Source organism: Paenarthrobacter sp. NPDC091711 (assembly GCF_044756605.1).
Classification (GTDB): domain Bacteria; phylum Actinomycetota; class Actinomycetes; order Actinomycetales; family Micrococcaceae; genus Arthrobacter.
Window position 1 is genome coordinate 108,381 of the sequence record NZ_JBIVTF010000013.1, and the last position, 15,740, is coordinate 124,120.

The 15,740-nt window shown below is 63.3% G+C and carries 15 protein-coding genes; 9 read left to right on the forward strand and 6 right to left on the reverse strand.

Features of this window, described 5'->3' with window-relative positions:
* Positions 1–23: 23 nt before the first annotated feature.
* Genes ACIQH5_RS17715 through ACIQH5_RS17725 form a run of 3 tightly spaced genes read right to left on the reverse strand, consistent with a single transcriptional unit; the run spans position 24 to position 2,345 of the window.
* Positions 24–1,331, reverse strand: coding sequence for an MFS transporter (locus tag ACIQH5_RS17715; RefSeq protein ID WP_400405892.1), 1,308 nt, complete (start codon positions 1,329–1,331; stop codon positions 24–26).
* A gap of 43 nt (positions 1,332–1,374) precedes the next feature.
* Positions 1,375–1,953: a DUF3027 domain-containing protein gene (locus ACIQH5_RS17720; protein ID WP_400405895.1), complete on the reverse strand. Its 579-nt coding sequence runs from the start codon at positions 1,951–1,953 to the stop codon at positions 1,375–1,377.
* An 8-nt stretch (positions 1,954–1,961) separates the two neighbouring features.
* On the reverse strand, positions 1,962–2,345 hold the full coding sequence (locus ACIQH5_RS17725) for a cold-shock protein (protein WP_026543217.1): 384 nt from the start codon (positions 2,343–2,345) through the stop codon (positions 1,962–1,964).
* Between the two features lie 217 nt (positions 2,346–2,562).
* On the opposite strand from ACIQH5_RS17725, the gene ACIQH5_RS17730 reads away from it, so the two are divergent.
* The 5 genes from ACIQH5_RS17730 to ACIQH5_RS17750 all read left to right on the forward strand — a co-directional run bounded on the left by ACIQH5_RS17730 (position 2,563) and on the right by ACIQH5_RS17750 (position 9,704).
* Complete coding sequence (locus ACIQH5_RS17730; protein ID WP_400405896.1) at positions 2,563–2,778, forward strand: hypothetical protein; 216 nt, start codon at positions 2,563–2,565, stop codon at positions 2,776–2,778.
* Positions 2,779–2,831: 53 nt separating this feature from the next.
* Positions 2,832–5,303, forward strand: coding sequence for a helicase-associated domain-containing protein (locus tag ACIQH5_RS17735; protein WP_400405897.1), 2,472 nt, complete (start codon positions 2,832–2,834; stop codon positions 5,301–5,303).
* A complete protein-coding gene (locus ACIQH5_RS17740; protein WP_400405898.1) occupies positions 5,300–6,958 on the forward strand; it encodes a DNA repair helicase XPB in 1,659 nt (552 codons plus the stop codon). The genes ACIQH5_RS17735 and ACIQH5_RS17740 overlap by 4 nt, the downstream gene beginning before the upstream one ends.
* Positions 6,959–7,166: 208 nt before the next feature.
* Positions 7,167–7,640: a hypothetical protein gene (locus ACIQH5_RS17745; RefSeq protein ID WP_400405900.1), complete on the forward strand. Its 474-nt coding sequence runs from the start codon at positions 7,167–7,169 to the stop codon at positions 7,638–7,640.
* Positions 7,641–7,652: 12 nt separating this feature from the next.
* A complete protein-coding gene (locus tag ACIQH5_RS17750; protein WP_400405901.1) occupies positions 7,653–9,704 on the forward strand; it encodes a multicopper oxidase family protein in 2,052 nt (683 codons plus the stop codon).
* Between the two features lie 57 nt (positions 9,705–9,761).
* Here ACIQH5_RS17750 and ACIQH5_RS17755 read toward each other — a convergent pair whose 3' ends face one another.
* Together ACIQH5_RS17755 and ACIQH5_RS17760 are read right to left on the reverse strand one after the other, a co-directional pair.
* Entirely contained in the window at positions 9,762–9,983 is a 222-nt protein-coding gene (locus ACIQH5_RS17755) for a hypothetical protein (protein ID WP_400405902.1), read from the reverse strand.
* Between the two features lie 87 nt (positions 9,984–10,070).
* On the reverse strand, positions 10,071–11,018 hold the full coding sequence (locus ACIQH5_RS17760; RefSeq protein WP_400405903.1) for a LysR family transcriptional regulator ArgP: 948 nt from the start codon (positions 11,016–11,018) through the stop codon (positions 10,071–10,073).
* A 68-nt stretch (positions 11,019–11,086) separates the two neighbouring features.
* Here ACIQH5_RS17760 and ACIQH5_RS17765 point away from each other — a divergent pair, with 68 nt between their 5' ends.
* The 4 genes from ACIQH5_RS17765 to ACIQH5_RS17780 all read left to right on the forward strand — a co-directional run bounded on the left by ACIQH5_RS17765 (position 11,087) and on the right by ACIQH5_RS17780 (position 14,388).
* A complete protein-coding gene (locus tag ACIQH5_RS17765) occupies positions 11,087–11,722 on the forward strand; it encodes a LysE/ArgO family amino acid transporter (protein WP_400405905.1) in 636 nt (211 codons plus the stop codon).
* Between the two features lie 77 nt (positions 11,723–11,799).
* Positions 11,800–12,510 carry a response regulator transcription factor gene (locus tag ACIQH5_RS17770; protein ID WP_024819794.1) on the forward strand — a complete coding sequence of 237 codons (711 nt, stop codon included), beginning with the start codon at positions 11,800–11,802 and terminating at the stop codon, positions 12,508–12,510.
* A gap of 3 nt (positions 12,511–12,513) precedes the next feature.
* Positions 12,514–13,977: a sensor histidine kinase gene (locus ACIQH5_RS17775; protein ID WP_400405906.1), complete on the forward strand. Its 1,464-nt coding sequence runs from the start codon at positions 12,514–12,516 to the stop codon at positions 13,975–13,977.
* Between the two features lie 120 nt (positions 13,978–14,097).
* The gene (locus tag ACIQH5_RS17780) at positions 14,098–14,388 is read left to right on the forward strand and encodes a WXG100 family type VII secretion target (RefSeq protein WP_400405907.1); all 291 of its coding nucleotides are present in this window, start codon (positions 14,098–14,100) and stop codon (positions 14,386–14,388) included.
* A gap of 114 nt (positions 14,389–14,502) precedes the next feature.
* Here the strand turns inward: ACIQH5_RS17780 and ACIQH5_RS17785 are convergent, their stop codons facing one another.
* A complete protein-coding gene (locus ACIQH5_RS17785; RefSeq protein ID WP_400405909.1) occupies positions 14,503–15,555 on the reverse strand; it encodes an RNase H family protein in 1,053 nt (350 codons plus the stop codon).
* Between the last annotated feature and the right edge of the window lie 185 nt (positions 15,556–15,740).

Sequence of the window (15,740 nt, forward strand, 5' to 3'; positions counted from 1 at the left end):
GCGCCGCCGCCGTTTAAGGTGCGTTACGCGCCCTGCCGGCGGGCATCGCCGTCGTCAGTTTCCGGACGCGCATTCAGCGACTCCACCCGGAAGTGCTTCAGTCCGCGGGCCCGCCGGTCAAAACGCAGCCGCAGCTGCTTCGCGCGGATGATCCACAGCAAACCCACGACGGCGGTGCTGACGCCGGCAGCCGCTGCGACGCCAACGGCCCAGCGTGGGCCACCGACGTTGGCCACCCAACCCACCAATGGCGCCCCGATGGGGGTGCCGCCCATGAAGATGGCCATGTAGAGGGACATGACCCGCCCGCGCATGACCGCCTCGGTGGTGGACTGTACGTAGCCGTTGGCGCTGGTGATCAGGGTGAGCGCGAAGAGCCCGCAAGGAATCAGGGCCAGCCCGAAAAGCACGGCGTTCGGTGCCATTGCGGCCAGTGCGCTTGCCACGCCGAAACCCCCGGCAGCCCCGAAGATCAGCCTGAGCCGCGGTCTTCCGCGTCTGGCAGCCAACAGGGCACCTGTCACCGAGCCAATGGCCATGACCGAGTTCAACGCTCCGAATGCGCCTGCGTCCATGCCGAATTGGGTCCCCACCATCGCGGCAATGAACAAGGGAAAGTTGAGTCCGAACGTTCCCACAATGAAGACCGCCACCAACACCACTTGGATGTCCGGCCTGTTCCGGACGTACCGTAAACCCTCCCGGATGCGTCCCTTGCCCGCGGGTGCCTTGGGTTGGATGCGGAGTGAAGAAGTGGGAATGAGTTTCAGGGCCCAGAGCATGGCGACGAATGACAGGGTGTTGATGAGGAACACCCAGCCGGGGCCCACCACCACCGTCAACACACCGGAGACGGCGGGGCCGATCATCCGGGCCACGTTGAAGGAGGCGCTGTTGAGAGCAACCGCGTTGGGCAGGTAATCGTCGGTGACCAGTTCGGAGACGAAGGTCTGGCGCACGGGCGCGTCCACGGCGGTAACAATTCCGAGCATGAGGGCAAAAAGATAAACGTGCCAGAGTTCAGCGATACCCAGCAGTACCAACACGCCAAGCCCCGTGCTGAGGAGGGCCATTGCCACCAAGGTGATGAGCAGGAGCCTGCGCCTGCTGTAACGGTCGGCCAGCAGCCCCGCCCACGGAGCGAGGAAAAGTTGGGGACCGAGTTGGAGTGCCAGGGTGATGCCCATGGCCCCGGCGTCGTGCGCGGTCAAGTGGTCAAAGACCAACCAGTCCTGCGCCGTCCGCTGCATCCAGGTGCCGATGTTGGAGATCAGCGCACCGAAGAACCAGATGCGGTAGTTGAGGATTCCGAGTGACCTAAACGTGGACATCAGCGTCCGCCTTCACTGTGGTCACCCCGGGTTTCCGCAATGCCTATTCAGCCCCGGCTTCGTCGTGGTCAGCGTCGTCGTCAGCTTCATCGGTATCCGCAACCGAATCAGCGGTTTCGGTGGCCTCGTCTTCGGCCGCCTGCACGGACTCTTCCGTGACGTCCTCAACGGTCTCTTCCACCAACGGCGTCTCATCCTCGGGACGGACGCGCTTGGCCCACGGCACCCACTCGGGGGCCAGGATGGAATCCTCGGAAGGCAGCAAACCGAGCTCGCTCACCGTCACGATCTTGGAGCGCGAGTTGCGGGTCACCACTGCGTACCACTGCCAGCCGCCGTAGCCGGCCAGGCGGGACTCGAACAGGTGGGTCACCACGCGGTCGCCCTCAGACTTGGCGCCGAGGTGCGACCCGACTTCACCCGGGTTGGCGATGCCTTCCACTGCAACACGAGCAGCATCGACGGCGGCGGCCAGGAACGCGTCCGGCTTGCCGGTGCGCCACACGGGTAAACCGGTGCGGGATTTGTCCGCGCCGGGTTTCCGCGCGGGGGCGTCCCCGTTTCCAGGAGCCTGGGCAGCTTCAGGGCCGGCCGTGGTGTCCTGTGCGGATTCCGATGTCATGGCCGGTCCTAAGCTTCCAGCTCGTCGGCAACCTTGCGCAAGGCCAGGCTAATGGCCTTGGCCTTGTTGCCGTCCGGGTACTTACCTGAGGACAAGGAGCCGGAGAGGTTGTCCAGCACCGTCACCAGGTCCTGCACCATGGGTGCGAGGTCCTTGGCGTTCATGCGCTTGGCCTTGGCAATGGAGGGCGTCTTCTCCAAGACACGCAGTCCCAGCGCCTGTGCTCCACGGCGGCCGTCAGCCACACCGAACTCAACCCGGGTTCCGGCTTTGAGCTCCGTTACGCCCGCGGGCAGGGACGTTTTGGGCAGGAATACTTCCTGGCCGTCTTCAGCTGCGAGGAATCCGAAGCCTTTTTCCTTGTCATACCACTTGACCTTGCCGGTAGGCACGTAATCAACCTTCTTCGTTCTTGCTGTGGGAGACACGTCGGGCCCATCACCGCATCCGCAGGGATCTGCGGGATCGAGGGTGACAGCCCGGTCCGTGTTGGTCTGTTGCTTCAAGGTTATCCTGCCGGACCCCCTATTCCCGCTTTGCCGCGATCATGCAGTACCGGAACCAGAGATCACGATGGCGGCGCCACGGGCTGCTGCTAGCGTTGTGACCATGACTTCCCCGGGTTACCGCCGCCCCCTCATAATCATCGCCGCCGTCATTGCCGTCATCTCCCTGGCAGCCGTTGGCACGGTCATGGCTGTGGCTTTGAACGAGGACGTGCCGCCGGTATGGGTGACTTGGACGGCCCTTTACGGACTGCCGGTGGCCTTCATGCTGGCCATCTTCCTGGTCCTTGACGCAGTTCGCCAGCGCCGCCGGCACTAACCTCCGGCTCCACCGACGGGCACCAGCGGCCCCGGGGCGGTAACGTTGGATTGATGTCCCTTATACGCGCGCTCAGCAAGGAACTTGAAGCGCGCAGCGACAATTCGCTGCGGGCCTTGTTTGCCGCGCGGCCGGACCTCATCTCCCCCATGGCTCCCGACTTTGCAGCCCTTGCTGCGAGGGCGGGCGCGCGGGTCAGCGTACAGCGGGCCTTGGAACGGCTGAACAAGCCTGAGATGCAGGTCCTGGAAACACTTCATCTGTGCACCAATGCCGATACCGGCCACAGTATTTCGGCGGCCGGGCTGAAGAAGGTCATCGCCGGTTCCACTCTTTCGGCACTGGATCCCATCCTCGCAAAGCTGCAGGAGTTGGCGCTGGTCCATAGGGCGGAACCGCCGGCGGGATCACCGGCAACCTCGTCCCGTCAGCGCTTTTACCTTCCGGTGGGCAGCCTTAAGGACGTCATCGGAATCTACCCGGCGGGCCTCGGCCGGAGCTACACGGAACTTGTGCGGCTTCAGCCGGCGTTTGCCCAGCGGGTAGTGCAGTTGGTGGCCGAGCTTCATCACAGCGGTGCCGGCATCCACCCCGCCAGTACACCGATGGATGCAGCCCTCGCCCTTCAACGGTGGACCTCTACCCCGGAAAGTCTGCGCGCCATCCTCGCCTCAGCCCCGGACCGGACGGTGGGATTGTTGGACAAGTTCGGCAGCTGGGCCATGGGTGCAGTACCTCAAGCTCAGCGCCGCGCTTCGGTCACCCACGAAAGTCACGACGTCGGCCCTATTGACTGGCTGTTGGCGCGCGGTTTGCTGGTCCCCTTGGATGCCGGCCATGTGGAGCTGCCCCACAGTGTGGGCCTCGCCCTGCGCGGGGGTGCGATCGTGGATGATTTCACGCTGACTCCGCCTGTTCCGGAACTCGGCCACACGAGTGCTGCCTTGCGGCGCAACGCGGCCATGGGAGCTATCGCCGAGCTCCTGCGGCTGGCCGCGGAGCTGCTGTTCGCAATCCGGGAACAACCCCTGGCCACGCTTCGGAGCGGCGGTGTGGGCGTGCGCGAGCTGAGGCGTCTGGCCGAATCCATCCGATTAGGCGTCCACGAGACAGCGGTGCTCCTTGAGTTGTGCGCCATGGCCGGGCTGCTCCGCTTGGATGTGGACAGTTCCACCTGGGTTCAACCGCCCTCCCTCGAATGGCTCAACCTGCCCCGGCAAGAACAATGGCTGTGGTTGGTCAATGCCTGGCTGGCCAGCGAGCGGGCACCTTCACTCGTGGGGCAGCCCCTCACCGGATCGTCCTCATCGCCAGCCCATCAGGGCGCGGCCGGTACCACCATCAACGCCTTGTCCGCGGAAGCGCAACGGCCCGACGCCCCGGTGGTGCGTCGTCGGGTCCTGGAAATTTTGAATGAGCTCACGGCGGAGGCTGCGGCACCTGATGGCAAAGCGCCCGTTTTGGATGCGCGAGCTGTGCTGCAGCGGGCCGAGTGGGCCCAGCCGCGAATGTCCCGCCGGTTCAGTTCCTTGGTTCGCGGCATCCTTGAGGAAGCCACGCTCCTGGGGCTGATGGGATCCGGAGCGTTAACGCAGCTTGGTTCGGCCATGGCTGACGGCCAGCCGGAAAAGGCCATGACCATCCTTGGTGAGCACTTGCCGGCTGCCTTAAACCACATCCTCCTCCAGGCCGATCTCACGGCTGTGGCACCCGGATACCTGGCCCCGGAATTGAGCGAAACGCTGGTGTTGATGGCCGACGCCGAGGGCCAGGGTCCGGCGTCCATCTACCGGTTCTCGGCCACCTCCATCCGGAGGGCGCTCGACGCCGGACAGGATGCGGAATCGCTGTTGGCGTTCCTCCGTGAGCATTCGGCCACGGACGTGCCCCAACCGTTGGAGTACCTGATCCAGGACACCGCTTCCCGGCATGGCCGCCTTCGAATCGGCACGAGTGCCAGCTTCATCCAGAGCGACGATGAAACCGCCATTACCGATCTTCTTCTCGAGGCACGGACGTCGGCTCTGAGCTTGGTGCGCATCGCACCCACTGTTCTGACCTCCTCTGCCAGCCCGCGCGAAACTGCACGCGTCCTTCGCGAGCTGGGACTTTCGCCTGCAGTGCAGGAGGCCGAAACCGCCGTCGTGCGTTTCAAACGGACAACGGCCCTGCCCGGGAGCGCCCGCCCGGTTTATACGGCGCCCCGAACGGCTCCGCCGGACGACGACGTCGAGGCCCAGCTTTCGGTCCTGCGGCAACACCGCGCAGTCCCGGCTGAAGCGACGGGCGAGGCGTCCACCCAGCTCGGCTTGGAGACACTGCAAACGGCCATCCGGCTCAAACAGGCGGTGACCATGAATGTGGTGGACAGCCTGGGGAATGCCAACACTGAAACCGTTGTTCCTGTATCCGTCTCCGGTGGGCGCGTCAGGGTGTTCGATCCTGCCAAGGACACCGAACGAGTGTTGTCCATCCACCGGATCATCGATGTGGAACCCGCAGGAGAAGTGAGGATTCAACAGTGACCGACGGTCCGCTGATCGTACAAAGTGACAAGACCATCCTCCTGGAAGTGGACCACGAGCTGGCCACCGAGGCCCGGCACGCAATCGCCGCCTTCGCCGAACTGGAGCGCGCCCCCGAACATATGCACAGCTACAGGCTGACTCCCCTGGGCCTATGGAACGCCCGGGCTGCAGGGCTGGATGCGGAGCAGGTGCTCGATACCCTCCTGAAGTACTCCCGTTTCCCAGTACCGCATTCCCTGCTGATCGATATTGAAGAGACCATGTCCCGCTACGGCCGGCTGAGGCTTGAGAAGGACCCCCAGCACGGACTGGTGATGCGGACCGATGACTACCCCGTGCTGGAGGAAGTCATCCGTGCCAAGAAGATTGCTCCCCTGCTGGGGCCGCGGATCGACGGCGAAACCGTGGTGGTGCACTCCTCCCAGCGCGGACAGTTGAAGCAGCTGCTCCTCAAACTGGGGTGGCCAGCGGAGGACCTTGCCGGCTATGTGAACGGGCAACCGCACCTCATCATGTTGAACGAAATCGGCTGGCAGCTGCGTCCGTACCAAAAGCTGGCCACGGAGAACTTCTGGGCCGGCGGCAGCGGCGTCGTCGTGCTTCCTTGTGGTGCGGGGAAAACACTGGTGGGTGCGGCAGCGATGGCTACGTCGTCCACCACCACGCTCATCCTGGTCACCAATACCGTCTCCGCCCGGCAGTGGAAGGACGAACTGCTCAAGCGGACGTCGCTGACCGAAGACGAGATCGGCGAGTACTCCGGCGCCGTCAAAGAGGTCCGGCCCGTCACCATCGCCACCTATCAGGTCCTCACCACCAAGCGCGGAGGGCTCTACCCACACCTGGAACTCGTGGACGGGCACGACTGGGGCCTCATCATCTACGACGAAGTCCACCTGCTGCCCGCACCCATCTTCCGGATGACCGCCGACCTCCAAGCCCGGCGCCGGCTGGGGCTCACGGCAACGCTGGTGCGTGAGGACGGACGTGAAGGCGAGGTGTTCAGCCTGATCGGGCCCAAGCGCTACGACGCACCGTGGAAGGACATTGAGGCGCAGGGCTACATTGCACCTGCCGACTGTGTTGAGGTCCGGGTTGACCTCCCCAGGGACGAACGGGTTGCCTACGCCATGGCTGAAGACGCAGACAAGTACCGGCTCTGCGCCACGTCGGAGACAAAGACCAACCTGGTGGAAGAGCTTGTGGCAGTCCACAAAGGTGAGCAGCTGCTGGTCATCGGTCAATACATCGATCAACTGGATGAGATCGCCGAACGGTTGGACGCTCCCCTCATCAAGGGCGAAACCAGCGTCAAGGCACGGCAGAAACTCTTCGATGCGTTCCGCAAAGGCGAGATTCACACGTTGGTGGTGTCCAAGGTAGCCAACTTCTCCATCGACCTCCCCGAAGCGTCAGTCGCCATCCAGGTCTCAGGTTCCTTTGGCTCACGGCAGGAAGAGGCCCAGCGCTTGGGACGCCTCCTCCGCCCCAAGCAGGACGGCCGCGCAGCCCGTTTTTACTCCCTGGTGGCGCGGGACACTCTGGACCAGGACTTCGCGGCGAAACGTCAAAGGTTCCTGGCTGAGCAGGGCTACGCCTACCGGATCATGGACGCCAAGGACGTGGGCAAGGACGTTGGGCAGGAGCAGTAGGAAGCCCGCCGGAACTATATTCCTCAGGACTCTTGCTATTGAACTCCAGCAACTTTACGATTCCTAGTGAAGCTCTCCGCCCTTAATGGTTGCCCCTGGTCCAGGCAGCCTGGCGGCCAGCCGTCGGCGGTGGGGGAAGCCCGCAGCCAGGGAGCCGGCGGTTTGAAGGCCTTGAAGAATCTGTGAATTGATTACCAGAGGATTCCCCATGCGCAAAGCCCTCCTGGTCCTTTCCGCGATAGTCCTGCTGTCAGCACTCGCACAGCTGTTTTTCGCTGGATACTTCCACTTCCAAAACACCATCGAAGCCCAGCGTGAAGCGGGCGTCTACCATGCCGTCAACGGCCAATATGTGCTGCGGTACTCAGCGTTGCTGGCCGTGATCGTAGCGGCCATTGCCAAGGTGGGATCCCGCACCATCTGGTTGGCTGCAGGTATTTTCCTGCTGACCTGGCTTCAGCTGTTCATTTTCATCATCGGCGGCATGTTGACCGGTTCCTCACCGGAGTTCATTACTCCGGCGGGTTCCTGGGTGGTCGCCATCCACCCGATCGTTGGCGCGATGATGATTTTCATGTCCTATTGGTTGTTCAAGCGCGCCAGGGAGGCTGCCCTGAATCCCCAACCGCTGCCTCCCAAGGCTGCCTCTTCGGATGCTTCCACGTCGCCCAGCACAGCCTGAGCACCCGCAGCTGTGAACACCTCGCAGCTGCTGGCGGTAGATCTGCTGCTGTCCGTCCTTTCGGCCGGCGCGTGGATCGGCGCCGCGTGGATGACCGCGTCCCTGAGGGACAAGTCCCGCCGGATGGACGTGGCCTTGCTGTTATTGGGGACAGCCGTCGCAGTGACAGTGGGACGGTACGCATTGCTTCCCGCTTTGGTGGCGGGCAGTTGGTGGTTTGCCAGCGAACGCATAACCATCAACCTGCCTCTGACCGCCATCCCCGCGGCTTGGGCCGCGACGGCCGGTGTTCCGTTCTTGCTGAGGAGGCGGAACACCGGCTCCAAACCCGTCACCAGTGATCCAGGGCGTTCCAGTCGATCCCGCGAGTGGGCCGTCCTGGCCATGGTGGCAGCTGCCGCGTCCGCCATCGCGTCACTGGCGCTGACGTTCATCCTGGGTCCATTTCCGTCCCTGTGGAGCCTCGTAGTAGTGCTGTTTATGATGGCGGCATCTGTGGGGATCGCAAGGCTGGCACTGTTTCCGCGGTCCGGTCACGTCACGCCGCCGTCCGGCGCCTCCCGCGCCTCCCGCGTCGGAAGAAGGCCGACGGCGGCTGCCGCAGTGGCCGGGTTAATGATCTGTACCGCTTTGGGTTCGGGGGTCTTCGCCTGGCTTGGGAGCCGGTCGGCCGACGGCGCCACCATTGCTGCCGCCGTCGGTCATCACGGCGGAGCCGGCACCCCGGTAAAGGATCCGACGCCGGTGACCAGCCTTGTGGGAGATGTCTCCGCCGACGCCGTGGTGAGGCGCTACGAACTGACGGCACGGGTGGAACAGGTGACCCTGCCATCCGGGCAGACCACTGAAGCCTGGACGTACGGCAGCCTGCCCGGTCCTGCCTTGGAGGCCAACGTGGGCGAAGTGATGGAGGTGGTGCTCAACAACCGCGACGTAGCTGCGGGCGTAACGCTGCACTGGCACGGGTACGACGTCCCCAACGCCATGGATGGGGTGGCCGGGGCAACCCAGGATGCCGTGATGCCCGGGGAGTCCACCACCTATCGCTTCACAGCCGCCCAAACAGGTACCTACTGGTACCACACCCACCAAGATTCCGCCGAGGGGGTCCGTAAGGGCCTCTACGGCACATTCGTCGTGCACCAGCCCACGTCTGCCCGTGCTGATACGGACATTGTGGTGGCGGGGCACGACCTCAGCGGTCTGGGGTTGCTGGGCTCCTCAGACCGTGGCAGCGTGCACACCGCCACACCCGGCTCCACCGTGCGGGTACGGCTCATCAACACCGATTCCGTGCAGCAGCGGTACTTGATCCAAGGCACGGCCTTCAAGGCCGTGGCTGTTGACGGGACGGACGTGAACCAGCCCCAGGAAGTGACCGGCAAACTGGTCCGGCTTGGCGCAGGCGGCCGGGTGGACCTCGCCTTCACCATGCCCGTCTTGCCGGTAACGGTGCGTTCGGACGCCGCGGCCCGGGCGGCCGTGGTCATTGCGCCGCCTGGTTCAGCTGCCGCAGATTCTGAAGGAGCGAATCCGGAGACGGTACCGGCAGGTGTTTTTACCACTACACCCGTGCTCGACCTGCTGGAGTATGGCAAACCCCTGGATGGTTCACAGCCCGTCCGCCCGATCACCCGGGAAGAGGTGATGGTGCTGGACCGGCAGTTCCGTTTTGTTGACGGAATTCCCCGCTACGCCTTCACCGTGAACGGGGCGGCGTATCCGCTGGTTCCCTCCATGGAAGTGGCAGAGGGCGACACCGTGAAGGTAACGGTAGTGAACCGGACCTCAGAACCACATCCGATGCACCCGCATGGTCACCATGTGAAGGTTCTGAGCAGGAACGGCGTGGTCCCCAGCGGATCACCGCTCATCCTGGACACCGTGGATGTGATGCCGGGCGAGGTGTGGGAACTGCTGCTTCACGCCGACAATCCCGGTATCTGGATGGACCACTGCCACAATCTGGACCATGCCGCCGAGGGGATGATGATGCTCCTGAAGTACCAGGGCGTGTCATCGCCGTTCGTGCACGGCGGCCACTCACACAACCGGCCCGAATAAATGGACTACCGATAAATGGACTACCGGCATAAATGGACTACCGGAGAAGCGTGAGCCTCAGGCGACCATCCGACTGGTGACCTGGATCTTGACGTGGTCCACCACAGCCCAGGAGTCCTCATCGCGGAGTTGTGCGCTGGCGAACCGTTCGGCTGCGGCCAGGTTTTCAAAGTCCTCGCGCCGGATGCGGCCTGAATCGGTGTCCAGATATGTCACGTGGAACTCGACGTCACTGGTGCGGTTCTGGTGGATGCTTGCGGGAGCTGCTGTGTTTGCCATGTTTAAAGTGTGGAACGGGGCACTGACATTATGAGAAGCATCCGCTGGCGTGTTGGGATTTCAAGGACTCAGTGCTTCCTCAAATGCTCAGGGCTTCCTCAAATACAGCCCCGAAACCTCGCGGACCGTATCGCTGAGAACATCCAATACGCTGGATGCGGTCTTCCATCGCTGCCAATACAGCGGCACGTCGAAGGGCCGGTCGGGGGCCAGCTCGATCAGCCGGCGGTCCGCGATTTCGGGCCCGCATTGGACTTCCGGGATCAGGCCCCAGCCGAGGCCTAAACGGATCGCGTCACCGAAGTCCTGGGAAGCCGGGACGTAGTGCCTGGGTCCTTTCCGCTCCGGGACCGGCTCGCCCTCGGCGGTGAACGCCGCCTGCACGAAGGCCCACTGATAGGTGTCCTTGCGGTCGAAGTCCACGGTGGTCGCCGCGTTGAGCGTGGCCCCGCCCAAGTGCCTGACCGGGCGCTTGTCCAAACCCTCTTCCAGCCCTGGGAACCAGCGTTCCACGAACGGCGGGGCCGCAACCGCGCGGTAGCGCATCACCCCAAGGCTCTCTACACGGCATCCCTGGACGGGCTCGGGAGTTGCCGTCACGGCGGCCATGACTGTTCCGGAGCGAAGCAACGATGTGGAGTGTTGCTCGTCATCCCTATGGAGGTCGAAGGTGACGCCAAGGTCCCCAGGCACCTGGGCCAGCGCTTGCAGGAACCACACCGCCAGCGAATCCGCGTTGACCACAATCGGCACGGCCAACTGCGCCCCGTCCGTGCCCAGCCCCAATTCACGTCCGGCATCGGCTTCCAGTTGCGCCACCTGCCTCGCCAAACGAAGCACAACCTCGCCCGCCTCGGTGGCTTGGGCCGGGTTGCTGCGTTGAAGCAGGACCCTCCCGGCAGATTGCTCAAGCGCTTTCAGTCGTTGTGAGACCGCCGACGGCGTGATGTGGAGGAGGCGCGCAGCGGCATCCAGCGTGCCCTCCGAGAGGACCGTGGCAAAGGTGAGGAGCTGATCGGAAGGAAATTGTGGCATAAGCAAATCTTATGCCGCCTGAAATTCTTTAGCTGGTCTAAATGTTCCCCTGACCATAATTTCGAAGGGTGAACTTTAACGATTTCTTCCAATCCGCTGGCCTCGGCCTGGCCACAGGCCTTGCCCTGATCGTCGCTATCGGAGCCCAGAACGCTTTCGTCCTCCGACAAGGAATCCGGGGCGAGCATATTGTGCCCATCGTGGCGGTCTGCGCCTTGTCCGACGCCGTGTTGATCGCGGCCGGCGTGCTTGGCACCGGCGCGCTCATAACGGCAGCCCCTGCCGCCGTCGTAATTCTTCGCTACGTGGGGGCCGCATTCCTGGTGACCTACGGCATCATGGCCGCCCGGCGCGCTCTCCGACCGCAGTCGCTGACAACAAGTGAAGGACCAATCAACGACGGCGGCGCGAAGCGCGGTGTCGCTGCTGCCGTCACTACCGTCCTCGCCCTGACCTGGCTCAACCCGCACGTCTACCTGGACATAGCCCTGCTTGGCTCCATAGCCAGCGCCCAAGGCACCCAACTGCAGTGGTGGTTTGGTGCTGGCGCCATGCTGGGCAGCATCCTATGGTTCTGCTCTTTGGGGTTCGGGGCGCGTTTCCTCCGAGGATTCTTTGCCCGGCCCCGGTCCTGGCGATTCCTTGATGGCGGGATCGCTGTGACCATGGTGGCTTTGGGGGTTGGGTTGGCGCTCGGGGCCTGATATGAAGCATCGGCCACGCAGGCGGCTCCCATGCGGCGTCCAGAAAACTCCCAGTTTCTGGGAGCATCATGGGTGTCATGAAAAAGAACGGTCCTGAAGCCAAGCTTCTCGTTGTCGACGACGAGCCAAATATCCGCGAGCTGCTGTCCACGTCGCTGCGATTTGCAGGCTTCGAGGTCGTTGCGGCCGCCAACGGTCGCGAAGCCCTCGCAGCGGCCGATCTCCACTCCCCGGACCTTGCGGTCCTGGATGTCATGCTGCCGGACATGGACGGATTCACGGTGACCCGCCGCCTCCGCGCTGCCGGAAAGCACTTCCCGGTCCTCTTCCTCACCGCGAAGGACGACACCGAGGACAAAGTCACCGGCCTCACCGTCGGGGGCGACGATTACGTCACCAAGCCCTTCAGCCTCGACGAAGTGGTGGCGCGCATCCGCGCGGTCCTTCGCCGCACGCAGCCCCTGGAGGACGACGACGCCGTGATCCGCGTGGACGATCTCGAACTCGACGACGACGCCCATGAGGTCCGCCGCGGCGGCACAGTGATCGAGCTGTCCCCCACCGAATTCAAGCTCCTGCGCTACCTCATGCTCAATCCCAACCGCGTGCTGTCCAAGGCCCAGATCCTTGACCACGTCTGGGAGTACGACTTCAACGGCGACGCCTCGATCGTGGAGTCCTACATCTCTTACCTGCGACGCAAAGTGGACATCGATCCCGATGCCGCAGCCCTCATCCAGACCAAGCGCGGCGTGGGCTACGTGCTGCGAACGGCAGAGAAGCGCTGACCCTTGCTGCAACGCTGGAAATCGGCATCCCTGCGGTCTCAGCTCGTCGCCATCATCATGGGCCTGCTCCTGCTTGCCCTGACGGCCACAGGTGCGGGAACACTGACGCTGGTCAAGAGTTACCTGCAAGGCCAGGTGGACGACAAACTCAAGGCCGCCGTGGCCTTGGCCCAGGATCAGCAGTCTTTTGACAAGCTGGCCCAGCCCAACCCCTCGACTCCTACGGACACCGCCGTACCCACGGACTACTCGCTGACGCTGTATGTACCTGGCCTGGACCCCTATCCGTTCGGCGGCAGTCAGAATGATCGCCCGGCAATCGCCAATATCACGGCGGCTGAAGCCAAGCTCCGGGGCAACTCCCCCTTCCAAGTCAAGGGCACTACCGGTACCAACTGGCGCGTAGTGGCAATCGGCGTCACCGCCAACGGCCAAAACGGCGTAGTGATCATCGGGCTGCCGCTCACTCCCGTGGACAAAGTCATGGAGCACGCAGTCCTGGTGGTCGTTGGCGTTGGCCTGCTGACTCTGGTCTTGGCGTTCTTCATCGCCACGTGGACTGTGGCACGGTCCTTCCGTCCGCTGGCCAAAGTGGAAAAGACGGCTGCGGCCATCGCGGCCGGTGATCTGTCCCGCCGCGTGGAAGTGGATAACCCCCACACCGAGGTTGGCCGGCTGGGCGGCTCCCTCAATGCCATGCTGGCCCACATCGAGGCATCTTTTGCTGCCCGCGCCGCGTCCGAAGGGCGTATGCGCCGCTTCGCAGCCGACGCCTCCCATGAACTGCGAACACCCTTGGTGACCATCCGAGGCTTCTCCGAGCTGTATCGTCACGGAGCCTTGGCCACCAAGGAAGACGTGGCCATGGCCATGGGACGGATCGAAAGCGAAGCCAAGCGTATGGGGTCCATGGTGGAGGATCTGTTGATGCTCGCCCGCCTTGATGAGCAGCGGCCGCTTCAGCTCAAGCCCGTGGACCTGCAGCTCCTAGCACACGATGCCGTGGTTGATACCAAGGCCTCCTCCGGAGACCGGACCATCACTCTAACCGGGCTCGACACCGCCTCCCCCACCGCGGCGCCGGTCCAGGGCGACGAAGCCAAGCTCCGGCAAGTCATAGGGAACCTGGTGGGAAATGCGCTGAGGTACACACCCGAGGGCAGCCCCATAGAACTCGCTGTCGGTGTTCGCACAACACCTGCCGGCTCCGTATCAGTCATTGAGATCCGCGATCACGGGCCGGGCATTCCGGAGGCCGAAACCAACAAGATCTTTGAGCGCTTCTACCGTGCTGACACCTCACGGACCCGGGAGACCGGAGGCAGCGGCTTGGGACTTGCGATTGTTGCTGCGATTGTGGGCTCCCATGGCGGTTCGGTCCAGGTTGCCGAGACCGACGGCGGCGGTGCCACCTTGGTGGTCAGCCTCCCTTTCCACGAGGAATCAGCCGAGCTGTTGTCCACATAACGCGGTTGTCCACATAGCGACGAAGGCCTGTTCTGCGGGTGCGGGAGGCTGCTTAGGCTCGATGGTGTAGCCACGCATCCCCCGCAACACGCGGAACTTCTTCGTCGAAAGGCATCACCCATGAGCGTCATCTCAGTCGATACCGAATTGCTCCAGCTCAAGTCAGCCAACGTCAAAGGAACAGTCGATCGCATCAGTTCCGATGTACTTACCATGAGGCGAGGCTTGGAGGAACTCGAGGCCACTTGGCGGGGAACAGCAGCGACGAATTTCCAGGCGCTCATGGTGGAGTGGTCCCTGACCCAGAGCAAGGTTGAGGCCTCCCTGGCATCCATCACCATGGCCTTATCCTCAGCCGCCACCACCTATTCGGAAGTAGAGCAGGGCAACACCCAGCGCTTCAGCTACTAGCTGCCCTCGGCGATTCTTCTCCTCCCATGAACTCCTGCGGGGCTGGCTGTCTTCCCCCTGTACAGCCGCCTCGCAGGTCATGTGTACCTCGTTCTCTCGGACTCTCTCCGGGACTTAGCCCTCAACAGTCCCCTGGTGGAACCGCAGCCGCCATTGGCCGCGGTCCAACAGCCATACGGAGCTGCGGAGCGCTGAGCCTGTGTGCGCGAAGCTGCGGTAATTCAGCAAGATGGTGTTCTCACTCAGCCGATCAGCGCTAAGCAGTTCCAGTTCGGTCGGTTCGCCGGGGTCCTCTTCCAAGGCCATCATCATGGCGTCGCGCGTCCAAAACCTTCCCGAGCTGCCGATCTCCGCGAAGTCCGGGTGGAGCAGCACACCGATCCTGCCAATGTCCGCCCTCACATCCGGCCTGAGCAGTTCCCGCTCCAATGCCAAAACCGTGTCCTCTGCCGACAATTGCTGTGCAGAAGCGTCATCTTCCAGCTCGCTGAAGAGATCTGCTTGGCCAAAGATGCCGGATTCACCAAAGAGAGTGGGCTCAAAATGCGGCCGGGGGTTGCGGTCGGCCTTAACGGGTCCTGAACCAGCTCTCACGGAGGAGACGCCGGCCCTGGTGCTGGCAGGGACAGGTTCAGAGACTGGCACAGGAACAGTCTCTTGCTGAAACCTCACCTGCTCTGGTGCTTTGCCTTGCTCCTGGGCTCCGGGGAACCCGGGGCCGGCCCGGTGGGCTACGCCTTGCTGGTAGGCCGTTGCAGCGGCCCGTGCGCGCTCGTCGGCGGCTTCGTTGAGGTCGTGACCAGCATGGCCCTTGACCCATTCGAAGGTGTATTTACGGCCAACGATCGCTTGGTCGATGTCTTTGAGAAGGTCCACGTTCAGCACGGGTTTGCCGTCGGCCTTTCGCCAGCCCTTCCGCTTCCATCCCGGCATCCACTTGGTGATGCAGTTGATGACGTACTGGCTATCGCAGAGGATCCGCAGCTCTTCTTGTGGCACGTGGGCCGTGGACCGGAACAGGTCCAGGACGGCCATCAATTCACCCTGGTTGTTGGTACCGTGCGGCCAACCCCCTGCTCGCCAGCAGGAGTCATCAACGTACCAGGCCCAACCGGCCGGCCCAGGATTACCGAGGGCGGACCCATCGGCGGCAGCAATAATCGTCATGGGGTTAATCCTGCCAGACCCCACCGACACTAAAACCGTGATATCACCCAACTAAGTAGCAGTAGATGTCGTTCTGAGCGCTCAGAACGGCTGTGGAGTCTCATGACTTAATAGACAGTTCTGTCTCATGACTTCGTAGACACTCTGTCTCAGGACATCGTGGACACTTCGTTGGCGGGTTTGCT